We start from the raw sequence: 19,297 nt of genomic DNA on the forward strand, positions 1-19,297 counted from the left end.
CGTCCGGCCGTCCCCCGGCGCTGTAGGAGCCATGCACCTTCCGACCGATGTCGTTCCCCTGGCGGGCGAACCCGATGGCGGCGACCCCGTCGTGGCGCGCCTGCGTGCCCTCGGGACCGCGCCGGTGCCGCCAGCGGTCGCGGCCGCGCACCTCCGGGCCATGGGGGTCGAGGCGGAGGTGCCGACCGGCTCGGTGTCGGGAGCAGGGCGACGCCGTGGGAGGGCGGCCGTGGTCGGGATGGCGGCGGCCGGCCTGCTCCTCGGCTCGACCAGCCTGGCCGCGGCCGGGGTGCTGCCCGCACCGGCCCAGACCGCCATGTCCTCGACGCTGCGCCGCATCGGCATCGAGGTGTCCCAGGGTGGGGGTCGGCGCGCCGACGACGGAGAGGCCGGCGACGCGCAGGTGGCGCCGCCGGCGTCACCGCCCGGTTCGTCGATCGGCGCCCGCGCCGGTGACGGCGGCTCCCGGCGGCCCGCCCGACCGGGTGAGCAGGCCGAGCGAGGGGGTCGGACGGCACCGACGACCGCTGGCGGTCGAGCCGGGCGGGCGGACGACGCCGGGGCCGGTCGCCCCGCGGCGTCGGGGCCGGCCCCGAACTCGGCGGCGCCGCCCGGGGACGGTCCCGGGCAGGACGCTCCGCCCGCGACGACGGCGCCCGGCGGGACGACCGACGTCAACGGCCCGGCCGGCGCCGTAGGCCCGAGCGCCGGGACGGCCAGCGGCGGCCGACCGCCCCGCACGAGCGCCGGCGGTGGCACGGCCGCGCCGGCGGGCGCCGCCTCGGCACGAGCCCCTGGCCGGGCACCGGCGTCGGGCGCCGCCGGGGTGGCCTCCGTGCCGGGTGCCAACCCGCCAGGCCCCGCTGCGACGGCGTCCGGCGGCGGTGGCGGCGCCGCCCGGTCCGCGGCGGGCGCCTCGGTCGCGCCTGGTCGCCCGGCCGCGGCCGGCGCCGGCTCGATCCTGGGGTCCCCGGACGGGGTCCGGGCTGCCACGGTCCCCCGCACCGTCCTGGCCAGCTCCCTCGCCGCCGGCGCCGGCTCGGTCCTGGGGTCCCCGGACGGGGTCCGGGCTGCCACGGTCCCCCGGACCGTCCTGTCCCGCTCCCTCGCGGCCGGCGCCGGCGCGACCCGAACGCCGGGGACGACCACGGCCCCGGAGACCGCCCCCAGGCGAGGCGCGACCGGCCTCCTCGGATCCTCCTCGGAGCGCGGATGACGTCGGTCGTCACCGACTATCGCGACCCGGCCCGGGGCGCGCCGGCGTCGGGCGCGGAGGGGCACCCACCGTCGTCCGGGGCTGCCGCCGCCGGGGCGGAGGCGCACCCCCTGATCTCCGGGTCGACCCCCGTCGGCGCGGTGGCGCACCGGTCGGCGTCCGGGGCCACCCGAGCCGGTGCAACTCTGGCCGCCGCCGAGGCTCCGCCCTTCGCCGCCGATGCCGCCACCGCGTACCGCGAGCTCGCCCCGGCGGTGCTCGGCTACCTGCGGGCCCGCCGTGCCCCTGATCCCGAGGACGTCCTCGGGGAGGTCTTCCTCCAGGTGAGCCGGGATCTCGACCGCTTCACCGGCGACGCCACCGACCTTCGCCGCTGGGTGTTCACCATCGCCCGGAACCGCATGACCGACGCCTTCCGGCGCCGCGCCCGGCGTCCCCAGGTGGTCGACCGGACCCCGCCGGTGGTCGCGGCGGCGCCGGCGCCCGAGCCGGTGGACGACGAGCTCATCGCCGCGCTCCAAGAGCTTGGCGACGACCAGCGCGAGGTCGTGGTCCTGCGCTTCCTGGCCGACCTCTCCCTCGAGGACGTCGCCGCCATCACGGGTCGCAACGTCAACGCGGTGAAGGCCATGCAGCACCGGGCGCTGGCCAACCTGCGCCAGGTCCTCGCCCCCAGGTAGCACCCGGGCGTCGCAGGACCGCCCGGGGTGGCGATGCCCCCCCGGGTAGCGTCGGCGGCCGTGGGAACCGCAGCGGGGGATGCGCCCGACGTCGATCTGACCGACCTCGACCTGTTCGCGGACGGCTTCCCGCACGAGGTGTTCACCGCGCTGCGCCGCGACCACCCCGTGTTCTGGCATCCGCCGACCGAGCACGCGCCCGGTGGCGAGGGCTTCTGGGTGGTCACCCGCCACGCCGACGTGCTCGCCGTGCTCCACGACCCGGCCACCTTCTCCTCGGAGACCGGCCCCGGGCGCACCGGGGGTGGCACCACGCTCGACGACCTGCCGCCGGGCTTCGTCACCGGCGTGATGTTGAACATGTCGGACCCGCCCACCCACACCCGCATCCGGGCGCTGGTGAACCGGGCCTTCACCCCGCGGGCGGTCGACGCCCTCGACCAGTGGCTCAGCGCCCGGACCGACGCCATCCTCGACGAGGTCGCCGACCGTGGCGAGTGCGACCTGCTCCTCGACGTCGCCGCCGAACTGCCCCTCCAGACCATCGCCACGCTGATGGGTGTCCCCCAGGAGGACCGCCACCAGCTCTTCGAGTGGACGACGACCATCCTCGACTACCGCGACCGGGATCTCACCGGGTCGAGCGACGAGCTGGCCACCGCCGGGCTCGGCCTGCGGGGCTACGGCGACGACCTCATCGCCGAGCGCCGGGCCCACCCCACCGACGACCTCTTCTCCCAGGTGGTCCACGCCGTCGCCGACGACGGCTCGGGCACCCTGTCCGAGGCCGAGCTCCAGGCCTTCTTCAGCCTGCTCTTCACCGCCGGCTCCGAGACCACCCGCAACTCGATCGCCGGCGGCGTGCTGGCCCTCATCGAGCACCCCGACGAGCAGGCGCGCCTGCGGGCGAACCCGGCCCTGCTGCCCACCGCGGTCGAGGAGGTGCTGCGCTGGACCAGCGCCACCGCCTACAACCGGCGCACCGCCACCCGTGACACCGAGCTGGCGGGCCACACCATCCGGGCGGGGGAGAAGACGACGCACTGGTACCCGTCGGCCAACCGGGACGACGCCGCGTTCGCCGACCCGTTCCGCTTCGACGTCGGGCGCGACCCGAACCCCCACGTCGCCTTCGGCCACGGGCTGCATCACTGCCTCGGGGCGCCACTGGCCCGCAAGGAGATCGCCGTCGTGCTCGGTGCGGTGCTCGCCCGCTTCGACGACCTCGCCCTCGCCGGCCCCGTCGAGTGGGGCCGCAGCAACAAGCACACCAGCCTGCGCCACCTGCCGGTCTCCTTTCGGGCCCGCTGAGGTGCCCGCCCCGGCCGGCCGCCTCCGCTCTGGGACCAGGCTGATGTACATGACGACAGCACGCTGGTCCCGGAGCGCCGGGAGCGGGGGTGCCGTGTAGTGAGTCGGCGTCGGGCCGGGTCGGCCCTCGCCGTGCTGGTGGCCCTGCTGCTGGCGACCGGCGCGACCGCGTGTGGCGACGGCGACCCGTCGGGCGACGCCGGCTCGGCGTCGAGCACCACCGCCCCCGTGTTCGAGCCCGACGACCCGTCGGCGGCGGAGGCGTCGGCCGCGGTGGCCGAGATCGTCGCCGGCGAAGGGGACGACGGGGAGCCGGGGTGCGCCGTCAGCGCCGTCGTCGACGGCGAGGTCGTGTTCGAGGGCGGGTACGGCACCGCCGACCTGGCCACCGGCGAGGCCATCGACGCGGCCACGACGTTCGACATCGCCTCGGTGTCGAAGCAGTTCACCGCCGCCGCCGTGTACCTACTGGCCGACCGGGGCGAGCTCTCCCTGGACGACGAGGTCCACGAGCACCTGCCCGAGCTCCCCGACTACGGCGCCGCCATCACGCTCGACGACCTCGTGCACCACACCAGCGGGCTCACGGACTACACCGAGCTGCTCGCCGAGGACTTCGACGACACCGACGTGACCACGACGGCGCAGGCGCTGGAGGCCCTCGCCGGGGCCGACGAGCTGGCCTTCGAGCCGGGCGCCGCGTTCGAGTACTCGAACACCAACTACTTCCTCCTGGGGCAGGTGGTCGAACGGGTGGACGGGCGCACGCTCGCGGACTTCCTGGCCGACGAGGTGTTCGGCCCCCTCGGGATGGACCAGACCGTCGTGCGCGACGACGCCGACCTGGTGGTGGACGCCGCCGCCGAGGGCTACGCCGCCGACGGCGAGGGAGGCTTCGAGGCGAACACGACGAACTGGGAGCAGGCCGGCGACGGCGCGGTGTGGTCCAGCGTGCGGGACCTCCAGCGCTGGGCGGCGAACCTCGAGACCTTCGCCTTGGGCGGCCCGCCCTTGGAGGAGGGGCTGCTCACCCCCGGGCCGGTGCTCGACGAGGAGGGCTACGGCTACGGCGGCGGGCTGACCCTGGGCGACGGGCTGATCGAGCACTCGGGCGCCTGGGCCGGGTTCAGCTCGGACTTCCTCGTGGCGCCCGACTCGTCGACGTCGGTCGTCGTCCTCTGCAACCGAGACGACGCCGAGGTCTACGACCTGGCCCTCGAGGTGCTCGAGGCGACCTGACACCCGGCATGTCTCGACGTCGTCGCATGCTGCGCGCGGGCGAGCGTGCCGTCGCGGGGCGAGGGTGTGCCTTCTCCCGAGGCCCGTGATCGAGTCGATCTGATCACGGGGGCCTCGCGGCCGGGCGACCTGCGCTCGGCGAGCGTGCCGTCGCGGCCGAGGGCGCCGCGGCCCCGACGCGGTCTGACACCCGGCGGTCACGCCAGCCACCCGGCATCGCTAGTGTCGGCCGTTTCACCGACCCCAGGAGCGAACGATGGCGGACAGTCGACCGGAGGGACGTGCGCTCGGGCCGCTCGGCGCCGGCCGGGCCATGGCCGAGGGCGTGGTGCACCAGATCGTCAACGGCGTGGTGCGCGAGCTCGACGTCAACGCCATCGTCGGTCAGGTCGACATCGACGACCTGCTGACCCGCATCGACATCGACGCGCTCCTCGAGCGCATCGACATGGACGCCCTGCTGGACCGGGTCGACGTCGACGGCATCATCAAGCGGGTCGACCTCCAGGCACTGATGGCGGACATCGGCCTCCAGGACATCGTCCGTCAGTCCACCGGCGTCCTCGCCAGCGACTCCGTGAAGCTCGTGCGGGTGCGCACCATGAACGGCGACGTGCTCCTGTCCCGCTTCATCGACCGCCTGCTGCATCGCACCCCCCGGTACCCCGAGCTGGCATCGGCCACGGCGCCCACGCCGGCGGTCGAGGTGGCGTCGGCCGAGGTGGCGTCATGAGCGTCGTCACCGTCGAGGAGATCTCGCCCCGCCACGGCCAGCCCGCCGGCATCGTGTCCCGGGGCGCCGCCGCCCTCGTGGACTTCGGTGTCGTGTGGGTCATCAGCGCGGCCATCTCCCTCAGCCTGAACCTGGTGCAGTCGGTGCTGGGCACGGACGCCAGCGGCGAGCTGGGTGCTGCCGGCGCATTGCTCGCCGGGGCGGCGCTCCTGTTCACCTACCTGTCGCTGTGCTGGATCGTCGGCGGCCGCACGATCGGGCAACTGCTGCTCGGGCTGCGGGTGCGCCGCGTGGGCGGCGGGCGCATCGGCTTCTTCCAGTCCATCGCCCGCGGCTGGATGGCCACCTACCTTCTGGCCCTGCTGTTCTGGTCGGTCGTGTCCCGGCGCAGCGCCGCGGTGTGGGACGTCGTCCTGCGCACCGAGGTCGTCTACGACTGGACGAAGGCCGAGCCGCACCCCAAGTAGGGGCGGCGGGGTAGGCAACGACCCATGAGGTGGCAACGAGGGCAGCGGAGCGGCGACCTGCGTGACGAGCGGGCGTCGACCCAGGGCCGTGGCGGCGGTGGCCTGGGCGGGCTGCCCATCCCGTCGGGCAAGGGCGGCCTGGTCGTCCTCGCCATCGTCGTCGTGGTCAGCCTGTTGGGCGGCGGCAGCCTGCTCGGGGGCGGCGGCGGGGACGGAGGCTCGTCCGACACGGGCATCGACATCACCGACATCCTGGGTGGGCTCGGTGAGGCGCAGACCGCCCCCTCCGGCGCCGACGATGAGGTGCCCGGCGCACCGGACCCCGAGGCCGAGCTCGTCGACTTCGCCTCGTTCGTGCTCGACGACGTGAACGCCACCTGGGACGAGATCTTCCAGCAGTCGGGCCAGCAGTACCGCAACGCCGAGCTGGTCCTGTTCCGCGACGGCGTGGACACCGGCTGTGGCAACGCCACCTCGGCGGTCGGGCCCTTCTACTGCCCGCCCGACCAGACCGCCTACCTCGACCTCGGCTTCTTCCGGGAGCTGAACGACCGCTTCGACGCTCCCGGCGACTTCGCCCAGGCCTACGTGATCGCCCACGAGATCGGTCACCACGTGCAGAACCGCCTCGGCATCAGCGACGACGTGAACCGCCAGCAGGCGGCCAACCCCGGCGAGGCCAACGACCTGTCCGTGCGCCTCGAGCTCCAGGCCGACTGCTTCGCCGGCATCTGGGGTCACTCGGTCTACAACCGCGGCGTCCTCGAGGACGGCGACCTCCAGGAGGGCCTGGACGCCGCCGCGGCGGTCGGCGACGACCGCATCCAGGCGTCCGCCGGCGTCGACGTGAACCCCGAGACGTGGACCCACGGCTCGTCCGAGGACCGCCAGGAGTGGTTCAACCGCGGCTTCGACACCGGCGACGTCAACCAGTGCGACACCTTCTCCTGACCGACGCGTCTGCTCACCAGGAGTCTGGTGACGGCCATCCGTCGGGCGGACGAAACGGATAGCCGTTGTCAGGGTTGTGGACTACGTCGGGGAGGGGTGAGTACTTCAGGTGTCCAGCCGTAACCCGCAGATAGACGTCCGCCACGTTGTTCAGGTGCTGAAGGCCCCGTCGAGGCGGAGCGGCTACGCAGGTCAGAAGGCCGTAGTCCTGCGCCGCCTCGATCGCGGGGATGAGATCGGTATCGCCACTGACGAGGAGGATGGCGTCGGGTCGGTCATCGGCTGAAGCCGCACGGACGATCTCGACGGCGAGGTTGACATCCGTTCGCTTCTCCTTCTGAAAGCCCACCAGCTCGCCACACTTGGTGCAAGGTCGCGTCTTAAGTTCGTACTTGCCGAGGAGGGTCCTGAAGTAGGGCGGCTGGCTGAACTGGAGTGCTTGAAGGTAGATGTCTTGCCGTCGCTGCGCAGCGTGCTCGGATACGAAGCTGGTGCAGTAGACGACCTGGGTCAGGTCGAACTCGATTCCTCCAGCCTTCTCGCCCGCCGTCCTCGCTAGTCGCTTGCACATCGCAGTGATGTCCAGCCATCGGTATCGGAGGAGGTTCGCTGCTTCCATGCCGTGATACAGATTCAGCCCGTCCACGAAGGCAGCGATCTCCACCCGGCTTGTCCCTTCGATCGGTCGTCGGTACGATGGTACGAGCTTCCCTCACGTGTGAGCGTGGGGACCCAGATGGCCCCGCCTCGTGCGGGGCCATCCGCTTTTTCACCGTCAGCGCCGGGCGTGGGCGTCCAGCACGTGCGCCACCGCCGCCGAGATTCCCTTCGCCATCGGGATGTCGAGGAACTCGTTGGGGCCGTGGGCGTTCGAGCCGGGGCCGAGGACGCCGAGCACCAGGAACTGGGCGTCGGGGAAGCGCTGGCCGAGCATGGCCATGAACGGGATGGTGCCGCCCTCGCCCATCGCCGCCGCGGGCTGGCCGAACGCAGCCTGGGAGGCGGACTCGATGGCCGGCACCAACCAATCGGCGGTGGGCGGGGCGTTCCAGCCCGTGGCGGCCCAGTCGCCCTGCACCTCGACGGTGGCGCCGTAGGGCGGATCGACGGTGACGGCCTCGGTGGCCGCGGCCAGCGCGGCGGCGGCGTCGCACGTCGGGGGGAGCCGCACCGACACGTTCACGGCGGTGACGGGGCGGAGGACGTTGCCGGCGTCCTCGATGGACGGCAGGCCGTCGGCGCCGATGATCTCCACCGCCGGCCGCCACGTGGCGTTGAGCAGCAGCTCGGCGGGCGAGCCCGCCACCGGGCCGGCTCCTTCGAAGAAGGGGAAGCGCTGCCAGATGGCGTCGCCCAGCACGGCGGCGGCGGCGTCCGCCTGCGCCACCCGCTCGTCGGGGATGGGGGTGTGGAACGCGGGGAGTCGCACCTCGCCGGTGTCGACGTCCTCCAGCCGGTCGAGCAGCTGGCGCAGCACCCGGAAGGTGGAGGGGACGATGCCGCTGGCGCCCGAGTGCACGCCTTCCTCCAGCATCCGCACCGACAGGGTGAAGCCGGCGAGGCCGCGGAGCGACGTGGTGGTCCAGAGTCGGTCGTAGGTGCCGCAGCCCGAGTCGAGGCAGACCACCAGGCTGACCGCGCCGAGGCGGTCGCCGAGCGCCTCGACGTGGGCCTCGAGGTCGGGGCTGCCGCTCTCCTCGGACGCCTCGATGACCACGAGGCAGCGGCGGTGCGCCCCGCCGAAGCGCTGCACGGCCTCGATGGCCGTGAGGGCGGCGAAGATCGAGTAGCCGTCGTCGGCGCCGCCGCGGCCGTAGAGGCGGCCGCCGTCGAGTACCGGTGACCACGGCCCCAGGCCATTCCGCCAGCCCACCATGGGCGGCTGCTTGTCGAGGTGGCCGTAGAGCAGCACCGTGTCAGGGGCGGCGACGTCGGCGGGGGCGGGGGCGCCCTCGCCGTGCGCCGGCACGTCCATCACCAGCAGCGGGGTGCGCCCCGGCAGGGTGGCGACCTCGACGGTGAGGCCCTCGATCTCCTGGGCCCGGGCCCACTGCTCGAGCAGGTCGACCGCGACCTGCATGTGCCCGTGCTCGTCCCAGGCGGGGTCGAACGCCGGCGACACGTTGGGGATGGCGATGTAGTCGTGCAGCAGCGGGACGACCGTGGCGTCCCAGCGGTCCGTGACGAAAGCGGTGAGCTCGGCGGCGGGCAGCGGCATGGCACCAGCCTGCCCCATCCGTCCGAACGAGCCGTTCAACGCCGGCCGGTCACCAGCCGATAGGTACAACGACCTACGGGAGGCCGCCGCATGCCCATGGAGGGCAGCTCCGAGGAGTACGAGAAGCTGACGCTCGCGTCGCTGAAGAAGGCCGCGTCCCCGGACTCCGACGCGACCTACCACAACAACCGCGCCGCCATCTTCGCCAGCCTGGCGTCGGCCGCCGCATCCTCGGAGATGGCCGAAGCCCTGAACCGCCTGGCGGGCACGGCGCCGGCGGACGCCCCGGCGACGCCTCCCGCCCGCACCTCGGCGGTCACGCCGGTCCCCTCGGCCGACGGTCAGGGCAACGGGCGGTCGGCCGGATCGGGTCCGCCGGGCAAGGAGCTCGTGCGCCGCGAGTCTGCGTGAGGTCGCCGACGCGGTAGGAAGGGGCGATGTCCCGGCGCACCCGCAACGTCCTGGGCGCCGTCGTGGTGCTCGGCCTGGTCGGTCTCCTGGTCGCCCGCCTCCTGGCCGAGCCGGCGCACCTGCTCCTCGCCGGTGACTCCATCCTGCGCCAGACCGGCCCCAAGCTCGACGAGACCTTCGGCCGCGAGGTGGCGGTGGACAACGCCGCGCTCAACAACTCGGGCCTGCTCACGCCGGGTTTCGTCGACTGGACGAAGCGCCTGGAGGAGCAGCTCGCCCAGGACGACCCCGAGGCCGTCGTCTTCTTGTTCATCGGCAACTACACCGACACGGACTTCGCGACCGACGCCGACGGCAACCCGATCCTGAAGAACACCCCCGAGTTCTTCGAGGCGTGGGGCAAGGAGGCCGACCGGCTGATGCAGGTGCTCGAGGACAACGGCTCGGACGCGGCGGTCTACTGGGTGCTCCCCCCGCCCCAGTACACCGAGGTCAACCAGATCACCACCGCCGGGCTCCGGGCCGAGTACGAGGCGCTGGCCGAGCGGTGGCCCCAGATCACGCTGATCGACGCCAACGACGCGCTCGCGGGGCCGAACGGTGAGTACCTGGCGTCGATCACCAACCGCCAGGGCGAGGTCGTCCCGCTGCGCGTGCCCGACACGGTCCACCTCACCGACGTGGGCGCCCGCCGCCTCGCCCGCCTCATCCACGAGGCCGTCGAACAGGACCTCTGAGCGCCGACACGACGGCTGAGCACCGGTCGGTGCGGCGCCCGTCCCCGCGCGCCGGCCGCCCGAGCGCGGACGAGTACGGCCCGAGCCTGGCCGAAGGCGCCTCGCCGCACCCGGCGGCGGCGCCCCGTCCGCCCGACCACTGCCGGCGACCGGGTGCCACACTGGTCCCGTGGACGTGGCCATCCTGGTGCACGACGGGGTCAGCGCCGCCGAGGCCCTGGCGCCGGCGGAGGTGTTCGGCGCGGTGCCCGACGTCGCCGTGCACTTCGTGGCGCACCGCACCGGCCCCCACGCCACCCAGGGCCGCCCCGGCGTGCTCGTGGCCGACCGGTCGGTGGCCGACTGGCCCGACCCCGACACCCTCGTCGTCCCGGGTGGGCTGGGCGTGCGCCGGCTGGTGGAGGACGACGCCCTCCTCGCCTGGATCGCCGACGCCCATCGCACCACCCAGTGGACCGCCGGCGTCTCGACCGGCGTCCACCTCCTCGGTGCCGCCGGCGTGCTCGACGGTTGCGACGCCACCGGGCACTGGTTGCTGCTCGACGAGCTGAGCGGTGCCGGCGCGGTGGCGAGCGCCGAACGACTCGTCCGCCACGGCCGGGTGATCACCGCGTCCGGGGCGACCAGCGCGTTCGACCTCGCCCTGCTCGTGGTCGACCGCACCTTCGGCGCCGAGACGGCCGAGCGGGTGCGGGCGGGGCTGGCCGACGACCCCGACGGGAGCCGCCAGGGTCGCGTGCATCGCTGGCGAGGGCGGTCGACGCGCCATCGCATTGCGGGTCGCTACGTCATCGACGACGAGCAGGAGCGCGGGGCGGGCGATGGTCCCGGACGGCGGGGCCGCCGCCGGCGCCGTCAGTCGTCGCCGTCGTCCCCGGTCTGACCGAGCGCCTCGAGGGCCTCGTCGTAGCGTCGGCGCACGTCGGCGAGGTCGCCCCCGATCCGGAGGTTGCCCTCGGCGCTCTCCCAGACCATGTCGGCCTGTGACCGCAGGGCCCAACGCTGCTCGTCGGTGCGCATCTGCGGGCCGAGGAGGGTGACCGACTCGAGGAGGCGGATGAGCACCGCGGTGTTGTCGTCCCCCGCTTGGCGGATCTTGTCGAAGGCGCTGTCGGTGACGTCGGTGAAGCTGAGGTAGCGGTCCACCACGCGGATGGTGCCGTCGGCGTCGCGGTGCGCCCGCTGGGGGAGCGGGTCCTCGGACAGCCGCAGCAGGGCACCGGCCAGCCAGTTGATGCACGTCAGCGCGGTGAACGTGTCGTTGATTGCGGGGGACAGCGCCCGCAGGGCGATCTCGACGAGTTGGTCCACCGCGAAGCGCAGGTCCTGCTCGACGGTGCGCTGGGCGCCCATGACGAGCGACGACGTGATGACGGCGTCGCCCACGCCGTCGCCGTTCGGTCCTCGGACGACCCGGGCCACGGGCGAGCCGGCCAGCACGAACTGCCCCGGCCGCACGGTGAGCTCCACGACACACCCGGTGGTGGTCGCGGCGGCGACGAGGGCGGGGTGGTCGACGTGCTTGAGGTAGCCGCTGTCGGTCGACGTGACCACCCGACCGTCCGCGCGGGTGGACGAGAGGACGGCGTCGACCTCGGCGGGGTTCCCGTCGCCCACCAGCTCGCCCATGGCCGCCAGCTCGTCGAGGGCCTCGTCGAGCTGGGCGGCGATGCGGTTCACCACGGTGGCGGGCTGGATCGACACCGCAGTGGCGTGGAGGTACCAGACGAGGGCGACGGCGTCGACCATCGCCGCGAACACGGCGATGTCGGCCGCGAGGCGCGGCACGAAGACGACGTCGCCGCTGTCGTGGACGGCCAGCAACACGATCAGGCTGTAGACGAAGGTCCCGACGTAGAGCCCGATGGTGATCTTCGGCGCCCGGGTGGCCAGGAAGGTGCGGATGAGCCGGGGGCCGAACTGCGTCGACGCCACCGTGAGGGTGACGAGGGTGAGCGACGCCACCAGCGCCACGACCGTGATGGAGGCGCCGGCGATGGCGGCCATGAGGTCCCGGACGTCGCCGGCGCCGCCCGGGTCGAGGAGCACCGGGAGGCGGCCCGTGGTGAGGAGCCGGTCGTCGACGAAGAGCGCCAGCAGCGCCAGCAGCACGAAACCGCTGATGATGATCGACGGCACGAACCACAGCGACGTGCGCAGCTCGTAGCGGTGCCGGCGGTACCAACGGGTGGGCATGGGGGAGGGGCGGTCGGGGTCGGGGGCGGCGGCAGAGTGGCGGGCGGGCCGAGTGCTCAGATGCGCTCGAAGCCCCGCTGGAGCTCCCAGTCGGTGACGGTGCGATTGGCCGCGGCCCACTCCTGCTTGGCGGTGTTGAGCAGGTGGTGGTGGACGTCCTCGCCGAAGGCCTCGCGGGCCATGTCGCTGCCCTCGAAGAGCTCGATGGCCTCGACGAGGGTGGACGGCACGCGGGGGACATCGGTGGCCTCGTAGGCGTTGGTCTCGAAGGCCGGCCCCGGGTCGATGCCGTGCTCGATGCCGTACAGGCCGGCGGCGATGGTGGCGGCGAAGGCGAGGTAGGGGTTGCAGTCGGCCCCGGGCACCCGGGACTCGACGCGGAAGCCCTTGCCGTGGCCGACCGTGCGCAGGCCGCACGTGCGGTTGTCCCGGCCCCACACGAGCGCCGTCGGCGCCCAGGAGTCCGGCATGTACCGCTTGTACGAGTTGACGTACGGGGCGTAGCACCAGGCCAGCTCCCGCCCGGTGGCCAGCAGGCCGCCGACGTAGCTGCGGTACACGTCGCTCATGTGGTCGGGGGCGTCGGCGTTCCAGGTGAGGGACTCGGTGCCCTCGGCGTTCCAGAGACTGGAGTGCACGTGGCACGACGAGCCGACGTCGTCGATGGACCATTTGGCCATGAACGTCAGCGAGCGCCCGTTCGCCGCCGCGATCTCCTTGGCCCCGTTCTTGTAGACGGTGTGGTTGTCGGCCATCGGCAGGGCGTCGTCGTAGGTGATGTTGATCTCGTGCTGGCCGTAGCCGGCCTCGCCCTTCGAGAACTCGACCGGGATCTCGGCCCCGAGCATGCCGTTGCGGATCTGACGGATGAGGTACTCGTCCTTGGTGGTCTGGAGGATGTGGTAGTCCTCGATGAACCTCGAGTGGGGGACGAGCCCCTTGTAGCCCTTGTCGTGGGCCTGCTCGAAGGTGTCCTCGAAGAGGAAGAACTCGAGCTCGGTGGCCGCTTTGACCGAGTAGCCCATGGCCGCGGCGCGCTCGATCTGGCGCTTCAGGATCTGGCGGGGGGACACCTCGACCGGCTCACCGGTCTCCTCGTCCTCGAGGTCGCAGATCACCAACGCGGTCTTCTCGAGCCACGGGACGAGGCGCAGGGTGGACAGGTCGGCGATGCACTTGGCGTCGCCGTAGCCCTGGTCCCAGTTGGCGTAGCGGTACCCGGGGAGCGGCGTCATGTCGACGTCGACCGCGAGCAGGTAGTTGCAGACGTGGACCGCGCCCTCGCCGTCGAGCACCTGGTCGAGGAAGTACTGGCCGGTGACGCGCTTGCCCATCAAGCGCCCCTGCAGGTCCGGGAACACGGTGAGCACCGTGTCGATCTCCCCGGCTCCGATCATGGCTTCCAGCTCGGTGAGCTCCATCAGCGTCCCCTTGGCGTCGGTGGTGCGGTGCGGGTGGTTGCGGGTGGTGGCGGGTGGTCGGTCTGCTCTGGTTGCGGCTACTCGGGCGTGACGTAGGCGGCGCTGATGCCGCCGTCCATCACGAGCTGCTGGCCGGTCATCAGCGACGACTCGTCGGAGGCGAGGAAGAGCGCGGCGTTGGCGATCTCCTGGGCCTGGCCGAAGCGGCCGATGGGCACGTGCACGAGTCGGCGGGCCCGCTTGGCGTCGTCGGACAGCAGCTCGGCCATGAGGTCGGTCATGATCGGCCCGGGGCACAGGGCGTTGATGCGCACCCCGTCCTTGGCGTGCTCGATGGCCATCTCGCGGCTCATGGCCAGGACCCCGCCCTTGCTGGCGGTGTAGGCGATCTGGGCGGTGGCCGAGCCCATGATGGCCACGAGCGACGACACGTTGATGATGGAGCCGCCGCCAGAGGCGATCATCGCCGGGATGCCGTACTTGCAGCACAGCCAGACGCCCTTCAGGTTGACCTCCATGACCACGTCCCACGTGGACTCGGGGGTGTCGAGGGTGGCGCCGTCGTCGGGCGGCATGATGCCGGCGTTGTTGTAGAGCACGTGCAGGCCGCCGAAGGTGTCGACCGCGAACTGGATCATGCGCTCGACCTGGTCGGCCTTCGACACGTCCACCTGTACGAAGGCGGCGGTGCCGCCGGCGGCCTCGATGGCGGCGACCGCCTCGCGGCCGTTGGCCTCGGAGAACTCGGCCACCACGACCGTGGCGCCCTCGCTCGCGAAGAGCTCGGCGGCGACGCGCCCGAGGCCCTGTCCGGCGCCGGTGATCAGCGCGACCTTCCCGTCCAACCTGCCCATGGGTCCCGGCCCACCCTTCTCTCGTCTCTTGCTCGACTCGTCCGGCGGCCCCAGTTCCCGGGGCGCCGGCGTGTGGATCCCGCACCCTATTGCCTCGGGAACGGGTGGGCCGCCCCGAGGACGCGGGAGGCGGCCGGGGGGCAGGTGAGGGCATCCGCGCCGGATCGCCGCCGGCCGGCGGCCTCCGCCGGCCCGTGGTCGGGGACCCGTGCCGGGCTCAGGTCGGGCCCGGCTGGCGATGGCGGCGCCGGCGGCGACCGTGCGGGCGGTCGCCGTGCGGGCGGGCCCGCGCCGCCCGCGGGACCGAGCGGGGACCCGGACCGGGCTCAGGCCGGTGTCAGGCCGGTGTGACGGTGATCTCCGATGCCTTCACCGAGGCCCACGCCCGATCGCCGACGGCGAGGTGGAGATCGGCGACCGCCGCCGCCGTCACCTCTGCGAGCAGCGGGAGGGGGCCGTCGAGTTGGATCCGCACCGCGGCGCCGCGGTGCTCGATGCCCACCACCCCGCCTTCGACGACGTTGCGGGGCGAGCCCTCGGGCCGGGTGCGGTGCAGGGCCACCGCCGCCGGGGCGACGACCGCCAGGGCGGGTCCGTCGGGCACCAAGCCGGCGGTGACGAGCTCGCCTCCCGAGTCGAGCACGAAGCGGCCGCCCGTTCCGGTGCCCCGCCAGAGGTTCAGGCCCACGACGCTGGCGGCGTAGGCGGACCGCGGCCGGCGGCGGATGTCGTCGGGTGTGCCCTCCTGGACCACCCGGCCGTCCTCCACCACGACGAGCCGGTCGGCGAGCACGAGCGCCTCGACCGGGTCGTGGGTCACCAGGAGGCGGCTGCCCGGGAAGGCGGCGAGGTGGCGGCGTAGATCGGCGCGGACCGTGGGGCGCACCTGTGCGTCGAGCGCGGACAGAGGCTCGTCGAGGAGCAAGAGCCGGGGCTCGGGGGCGAGGGCACGGGCGAGCGCCACCAGCTGGGCCTGGCCGCCGGACAGTGCCGACGGCCGGTCGCCGGCGCGGTCGGCGAGACCGATGCGTTCGAGCCATGCCGTCGCCTCGGTGCGGGCCGCGGCCCTGCGGGCGCCCCGGCTGCGCAGCCCGAAGGCCACGTTGTCGACGAGCGACAGGTGGGGGAAGAGGCGCCCGTCCTGGAAGACCACACCGACGGGGCGCTCCTCAGGGGGCAGGTCGACGCCGGTGGCGTCGTCGAGCACCACCTGGTCGCCGATGGCGATGCGCCCGGACGCGGGCAACAGGCCGGCGAGGGCGCTCAGCAGCGTGCTCTTGCCGGCGCCGTTGGGACCGAGCACGACGACCAGCTCGCCGTCGGCGGCGGTCACCTCGACGTGGAGCGCGAAGGCGCCGCGTTCCACCCGCACGGCGGCGTCGAGGCTCACCGGGCTGCCCTCCCGCCTCGGTGGGGGTTCGAGGGACCCGACGTCGGCGGCCCGGAACAGCGGGTGATCCCGGTCTCGTGGATAGCGGCGTTCGGGACCGCCGCCCGCGGGCGTGGGGCCCGGCGGCCGTCGGTGCGACTGGTCGGAGGTCGAGCGGCGGCGGCGAGCCCGGTCGGCCGCGCCCCCTGCTGCTTCGCCCGGTCGCTGGCACCGGTGCGGTCGGCCGGCCGGCGACGGCGGGTGGTCGGTGCGGTCCGTCGGCTGGCGGCGCCGCGAGTCGCGGCGGCGCCCGTCATCGGTCCTCGTCGTGGGTGTCGCCGGTGGCCAGCCAGCGGTCGCGCAGGCCGATGAGCACGGCCAGGGAGATGGCGACCATGACGAGGCTCATGGCGATGGCGGCGCCGCGGTCGCTCTCGCGGGCCACGAACACGGCGAGGGGCATGGTCTGGGTGCGGCCCTCGAGGTTGCCGGCGAAGGTGATGGTGGCGCCGAACTCGCCGAGCGCCCTTGCCCAGCAGAGGACGGCGCCGGCGATGAGGGCCGAGCGGGCCTGGGGGAGCGTGACCCGGCGGAACACCGTCCACGGGCGGGCGCCCAGGGTGGCGGCAGCGTCCTCGTAGCGGCGGTCGGCCGAGCGGAACGCCGCCTCGACCGTGACCACGAGGAAAGGCATGGCCACGAAGGTCTCGGCGATGACCACACCGGTCGTGGAGAACGGCAGCACGATGCCGAACCACTGGTCGAGCCACTGACCCACGAGGCCGCGGCGGCCGAGCGCCAAGAGCAGGGCGGCGCCGCCGACCACGGGGGGCAGGACCATGGGCAGGGTGACCAGCGCCCGGGCCACCCGCTTGGCGGGGAACGTGACGCGGGCGAGCACCCACGCGAGCGGCACCCCGAGCGCGAGGGAGATGGCCGTCGCCGCCAGCGACGTGACCATGGACAGCCGGAGCGCCTCCCGCACCGTCGAGGTGCCGAGCAGCGTCCAGAGGTCGCCCCACGGCGCCCGCTGCAGCAAGCCGACCAGGGGAAGCACCACCAGGAGCCCCCCGAGCACGGCCGGGACGACGAGGATGGTCGGCGCCCGCCGCCGGCGACCGTCGCTCACGGCGTCGGACCGTCGGGGCGACCCCGGCCCCGGCCCTGGTGCTGGTCCTTTCGGGTCACCGGTCCGAACCGAGGGCGAGCATCGTCTCGCAGCGGGCGGACGGGACCCTGTTCGCCGTCCTCCCCCGGAACATGGCTTCCTCTTGGTGGGCGGTCAGGCTCACGTCGGCGGGAGGAAGCCGAAGTCGGCGAGCACCTGCTGGCCCTCGTCCGAGAGGACGTAGCCCACGAAGGCGTCGGCGCCGTCGGGCGACGGGCCCTCGGCCACGGTGGCGAGGGGGTAGACCGCGTCCACGTTCACGTCCGCAGGGATGGCGACGCCCTCGACCTCGTCGTCGTTGGCGAGGACGTCGGTGACGTAGACGATGCCGGCGTCGAGCTCTCCGGCCGCCACCTTGGCCACCACGTCGGTCACCTTGGCCTCCTCGGTGTCGATCGACGGGGTCACGCCGGCGTTGTCGAAGATCTCCTGGGCGTACGCCCCGCACGGCACGTCCGGCGCGCACACGCCGAGGAAGAGGTCCTCGTTCTCGAAGTCCTCGAGGCCCGTGACGTCGCCCGGGTTCCCGGCGGGCACCGCGATCTCCGCCTGGTTGCGGGCGAACACGTCGGGCCCGTCGGCGTTGTCGCCGGCGTCGACCAGCTTGTCCATGTTGTTCTCGTCCGCCGAGGCGAACACGTCGGCGGTGCCCAGAGCGTCGCCGCCGGTGATCGACTCGACGAGGTCCGAGGAGGCGCCGAAGTTGAACTCGACCGTCGTGCCCGGGTTGGCCGCCTCGAAGGCGGCGCCGATCTCGGTGAAGGCGTCGGTCAGCGACGAGGCGGCGAACACCGTGATGGTCTGTTCGCCGAGGGTGGCGTCGGTCGTACCCCCCGCCGCCGTCGTGGTGGTGGCGTCGCCGGACTCGGCCACGTCGCTTTCCCTGTCCGATCCACAGGCCGCGACGGTGAGGGCCAGAGTGGCGGCGAAGCCGATGGCGGCGAGCCGGCGGATCGCGTTGGAGGTGGCGGCGGTGCTGCTGGACCGCCGCATCACGGCGCCGCCGGGAGGGAGATGACGACGTCGGTCGACTTCACCGAGGCCACGGCAAGCACGCCCGGGGCGAGCTTCAGCTCCTCGGCGGCCTCGGACGTGAGGACCGAGACGATCCGGTGGGGGCCGACCGCGAGCTCGACCTTGGCCACGATGTCGTTGCTCGTCACCTTGGTGACGATCCCGGTGAAGCGGTTGCGGGCCGAGCTGGCGCCGACGGCGGGGATCTCGACGGCGCCGGCCGACGACTCGAGGAAGGCGGCGAGGTCGGCCCCGTCGATCACCCGGTCGCCCCGCTCGCTGCGGGTGGTGGCGAGGCGCCCGTCGTCGCACCAGCGCCGCACCGTGTCGGCGCTCACTCCCAGCAGATCGGCAACCTGACCGGGCTTATAGCTTGGCATCTGCATAGGTTAGACGGCCTGTAGCCTCGCAGGTGCGGTCAGGGCGGCGACATCGTCCGTCGGTCTCGTGGACCGAGACACCGGGCCCCTCACTGCAGGGGAACGATGCGACGCGCCACGCCGGCGGCCAGGCGCGGAGGTCCCGCACGGGCACTTGGCGGGCGCGCCCGGCCTGCGCCGAGGCCGCCAGCTGGCGTTCCGCAAGCCGCTCGAAGTCTGCCCCGCCGAGCAGGTCCGCATAGGTGGCCCAGCGGTTCTCCGCCCGTGCCGGGGGCCGCACGCCGGCAGCCTCCACGGCGGTGGCGCACACCCGGAACAGGGAAGCGAGGGAGGGGTAGGTGAGCACCACCGCCTCGTCGCCGTAGGCGTAGCGCCACACGGGCGCAGGGCCCTCTGCCTCGAGGCCGAGCTCGACGAGGAGGAAGCCGTGGCTCTCGTAGGCGATGGGGGCCAGCACCTCCGGGAAGTGCGGGCCGGCGACGTCCTCCCACAGTTCCTGCGCACTGGTGGGGTCGGCCAGGCGGGGGTGCGGCAGGGGTGAGAAGGCCTCGGGTCGCCAATTGCGGCAGAACCACTCGATCTCCGCCGGCAGGTGGAAGGGGGCGATGGCCGAGTCGACCTGCTCGATGACGGCTTCGACCCGGGCTCGATCCGAGGGCGGGCCCGGCGGCGACGTCCTGCGAGGTGGGATGACCTGGAGGTACCACTCGATGGCCTCCCGAAGCTCCTCGGCTGGGTCCACGTCGCCAGCTCGTCATCCCGCTTCCGAGGTGGGTGGGGCCGTGCGCGCTGCTCCTCGCCCCGCAAGGCCAGCGGCCCGCTGGGGCCTGGCCGACCAGCCCGAGGGGCACCGGTTCCGAGCCGGCTCGCGCAGGAGACGGGCGATGGGGCGATCTGAAGGCACGTCGAACCTTCGAGTCGTCGATACCTGT

Annotated in this window: 20 protein-coding genes; 10 read left to right on the top strand and 10 right to left on the bottom strand. The window is 73.4% G+C overall.

The features are described 5' to 3' along the window. The first annotated feature begins 31 nt into the window (after positions 1-31). The 7 genes from JNK12_10870 to JNK12_10900 all read left to right on the top strand — a co-directional run bounded on the left by JNK12_10870 (position 32) and on the right by JNK12_10900 (position 6,597). Complete coding sequence (locus tag JNK12_10870) at positions 32-1,216, top strand: hypothetical protein (protein MBL8776429.1); 1,185 nt, start codon at positions 32-34, stop codon at positions 1,214-1,216. Further along, positions 1,213-1,896 (top strand): sigma-70 family RNA polymerase sigma factor, encoded by a 684-nt coding sequence (locus JNK12_10875; protein ID MBL8776430.1) that lies wholly within the window; start codon positions 1,213-1,215, stop codon positions 1,894-1,896. The genes JNK12_10870 and JNK12_10875 overlap by 4 nt, the downstream gene beginning before the upstream one ends. Before the next feature lie 60 nt (positions 1,897-1,956). Further along, complete coding sequence (locus tag JNK12_10880) at positions 1,957-3,207, top strand: cytochrome P450 (protein ID MBL8776431.1); 1,251 nt, start codon at positions 1,957-1,959, stop codon at positions 3,205-3,207. 99 nt (positions 3,208-3,306) lie between these two features. Next, a complete protein-coding gene (locus JNK12_10885) occupies positions 3,307-4,446 on the top strand; it encodes a beta-lactamase family protein (GenBank protein MBL8776432.1) in 1,140 nt (379 codons plus the stop codon). A 256-nt stretch (positions 4,447-4,702) separates the two neighbouring features. Continuing rightward, a complete protein-coding gene (locus JNK12_10890) occupies positions 4,703-5,179 on the top strand; it encodes a hypothetical protein (GenBank protein MBL8776433.1) in 477 nt (158 codons plus the stop codon). Further along, entirely contained in the window at positions 5,176-5,646 is a 471-nt protein-coding gene (locus JNK12_10895; protein MBL8776434.1) for an RDD family protein, read from the top strand. The genes JNK12_10890 and JNK12_10895 overlap by 4 nt, the downstream gene beginning before the upstream one ends. 24 nt (positions 5,647-5,670) lie before the next feature. Then, positions 5,671-6,597 carry a zinc metallopeptidase gene (locus JNK12_10900; protein MBL8776435.1) on the top strand — a complete coding sequence of 309 codons (927 nt, stop codon included), beginning with the start codon at positions 5,671-5,673 and terminating at the stop codon, positions 6,595-6,597. A gap of 13 nt (positions 6,598-6,610) precedes the next feature. Here JNK12_10900 and JNK12_10905 read toward each other — a convergent pair whose 3' ends face one another. Together JNK12_10905 and JNK12_10910 are read right to left on the bottom strand one after the other, a co-directional pair. Further along, positions 6,611-7,261, bottom strand: coding sequence for an NYN domain-containing protein (locus tag JNK12_10905; protein ID MBL8776436.1), 651 nt, complete (start codon positions 7,259-7,261; stop codon positions 6,611-6,613). A 111-nt stretch (positions 7,262-7,372) separates the two neighbouring features. Continuing rightward, the gene (locus JNK12_10910; GenBank protein ID MBL8776437.1) at positions 7,373-8,815 is read right to left on the bottom strand and encodes a M20/M25/M40 family metallo-hydrolase; all 1,443 of its coding nucleotides are present in this window, start codon (positions 8,813-8,815) and stop codon (positions 7,373-7,375) included. A gap of 90 nt (positions 8,816-8,905) precedes the next feature. Here JNK12_10910 and JNK12_10915 point away from each other — a divergent pair, with 90 nt between their 5' ends. From JNK12_10915 to JNK12_10925, 3 genes are all read left to right on the top strand, one after another. Then, the gene (locus JNK12_10915; protein MBL8776438.1) at positions 8,906-9,226 is read left to right on the top strand and encodes a hypothetical protein; all 321 of its coding nucleotides are present in this window, start codon (positions 8,906-8,908) and stop codon (positions 9,224-9,226) included. Positions 9,227-9,252: 26 nt separating this feature from the next. Beyond that, on the top strand, positions 9,253-9,963 hold the full coding sequence (locus tag JNK12_10920; protein MBL8776439.1) for a DUF459 domain-containing protein: 711 nt from the start codon (positions 9,253-9,255) through the stop codon (positions 9,961-9,963). Between the two features lie 169 nt (positions 9,964-10,132). Further along, complete coding sequence (locus JNK12_10925; protein ID MBL8776440.1) at positions 10,133-10,846, top strand: DJ-1/PfpI family protein; 714 nt, start codon at positions 10,133-10,135, stop codon at positions 10,844-10,846. On the opposite strand, the gene JNK12_10930 is transcribed toward JNK12_10925, so the two are convergent. From JNK12_10930 to JNK12_10965, 8 genes are all read right to left on the bottom strand, one after another. Then, positions 10,819-12,159 (bottom strand): DUF2254 domain-containing protein, encoded by a 1,341-nt coding sequence (locus JNK12_10930; GenBank protein MBL8776441.1) that lies wholly within the window; start codon positions 12,157-12,159, stop codon positions 10,819-10,821. The genes JNK12_10925 and JNK12_10930 overlap by 28 nt on opposite strands. 56 nt (positions 12,160-12,215) lie before the next feature. Continuing rightward, on the bottom strand, positions 12,216-13,580 hold the full coding sequence (locus JNK12_10935; protein MBL8776442.1) for a glutamine synthetase: 1,365 nt from the start codon (positions 13,578-13,580) through the stop codon (positions 12,216-12,218). A 77-nt stretch (positions 13,581-13,657) separates the two neighbouring features. Continuing rightward, entirely contained in the window at positions 13,658-14,434 is a 777-nt protein-coding gene (locus JNK12_10940) for a glucose 1-dehydrogenase (protein MBL8776443.1), read from the bottom strand. Positions 14,435-14,771: 337 nt separating this feature from the next. Then, complete coding sequence (locus JNK12_10945) at positions 14,772-15,824, bottom strand: ABC transporter ATP-binding protein (protein ID MBL8776444.1); 1,053 nt, start codon at positions 15,822-15,824, stop codon at positions 14,772-14,774. Positions 15,825-16,116: 292 nt separating this feature from the next. Next, entirely contained in the window at positions 16,117-16,932 is an 816-nt protein-coding gene (gene modB / locus JNK12_10950) for a molybdate ABC transporter permease subunit (GenBank protein MBL8776445.1), read from the bottom strand. A gap of 159 nt (positions 16,933-17,091) precedes the next feature. After that, entirely contained in the window at positions 17,092-17,964 is an 873-nt protein-coding gene (gene modA / locus JNK12_10955; protein ID MBL8776446.1) for a molybdate ABC transporter substrate-binding protein, read from the bottom strand. Beyond that, positions 17,964-18,365, bottom strand: a complete 402-nt coding sequence (locus tag JNK12_10960) for a helix-turn-helix transcriptional regulator (protein MBL8776447.1) — start codon at positions 18,363-18,365, stop codon at positions 17,964-17,966. Before JNK12_10960 ends, modA begins: the two co-directional genes overlap by 1 nt. Next, a complete protein-coding gene (locus JNK12_10965) occupies positions 18,352-19,107 on the bottom strand; it encodes a hypothetical protein (protein ID MBL8776448.1) in 756 nt (251 codons plus the stop codon). The genes JNK12_10960 and JNK12_10965 overlap by 14 nt, the downstream gene beginning before the upstream one ends. Positions 19,108-19,297 lie beyond the last annotated feature (190 nt).

This window comes from Acidimicrobiales bacterium (assembly GCA_016794585.1).
Lineage (GTDB): Bacteria > Actinomycetota > Acidimicrobiia > Acidimicrobiales > DATDAH01 > JAEUJM01.

What these genes read in the sequence shown, in the direction of transcription:
- JNK12_10870 (MBL8776429.1), top strand. Translation starts at nt 32, where the DNA reads ATGCACCTTCCGACCGATGTCGTTCCCCTGGCGGGCGAACCCGATGGC.
- JNK12_10875 (MBL8776430.1), top strand. Translation starts at nt 1,213, where the DNA reads ATGACGTCGGTCGTCACCGACTATCGCGACCCGGCCCGGGGCGCGCCG.
- JNK12_10890 (MBL8776433.1), top strand. Translation starts at nt 4,703, where the DNA reads ATGGCGGACAGTCGACCGGAGGGACGTGCGCTCGGGCCGCTCGGCGCC.
- JNK12_10895 (MBL8776434.1), top strand. Translation starts at nt 5,176, where the DNA reads ATGAGCGTCGTCACCGTCGAGGAGATCTCGCCCCGCCACGGCCAGCCC.
- JNK12_10900 (MBL8776435.1), top strand. Translation starts at nt 5,671, where the DNA reads ATGAGGTGGCAACGAGGGCAGCGGAGCGGCGACCTGCGTGACGAGCGG.
- JNK12_10910 (MBL8776437.1), bottom strand. Translation starts at nt 8,815, where the DNA reads ATGCCGCTGCCCGCCGCCGAGCTCACCGCTTTCGTCACGGACCGCTGG.
- JNK12_10915 (MBL8776438.1), top strand. Translation starts at nt 8,906, where the DNA reads ATGCCCATGGAGGGCAGCTCCGAGGAGTACGAGAAGCTGACGCTCGCG.
- JNK12_10920 (MBL8776439.1), top strand. Translation starts at nt 9,253, where the DNA reads ATGTCCCGGCGCACCCGCAACGTCCTGGGCGCCGTCGTGGTGCTCGGC.
- JNK12_10930 (MBL8776441.1), bottom strand. Translation starts at nt 12,159, where the DNA reads ATGCCCACCCGTTGGTACCGCCGGCACCGCTACGAGCTGCGCACGTCG.
- JNK12_10935 (MBL8776442.1), bottom strand. Translation starts at nt 13,580, where the DNA reads ATGGAGCTCACCGAGCTGGAAGCCATGATCGGAGCCGGGGAGATCGAC.
- JNK12_10940 (MBL8776443.1), bottom strand. Translation starts at nt 14,434, where the DNA reads ATGGGCAGGTTGGACGGGAAGGTCGCGCTGATCACCGGCGCCGGACAG.
- modA (MBL8776446.1), bottom strand. Translation starts at nt 17,964, where the DNA reads ATGCGGCGGTCCAGCAGCACCGCCGCCACCTCCAACGCGATCCGCCGG.
- JNK12_10960 (MBL8776447.1), bottom strand. Translation starts at nt 18,365, where the DNA reads ATGCCAAGCTATAAGCCCGGTCAGGTTGCCGATCTGCTGGGAGTGAGC.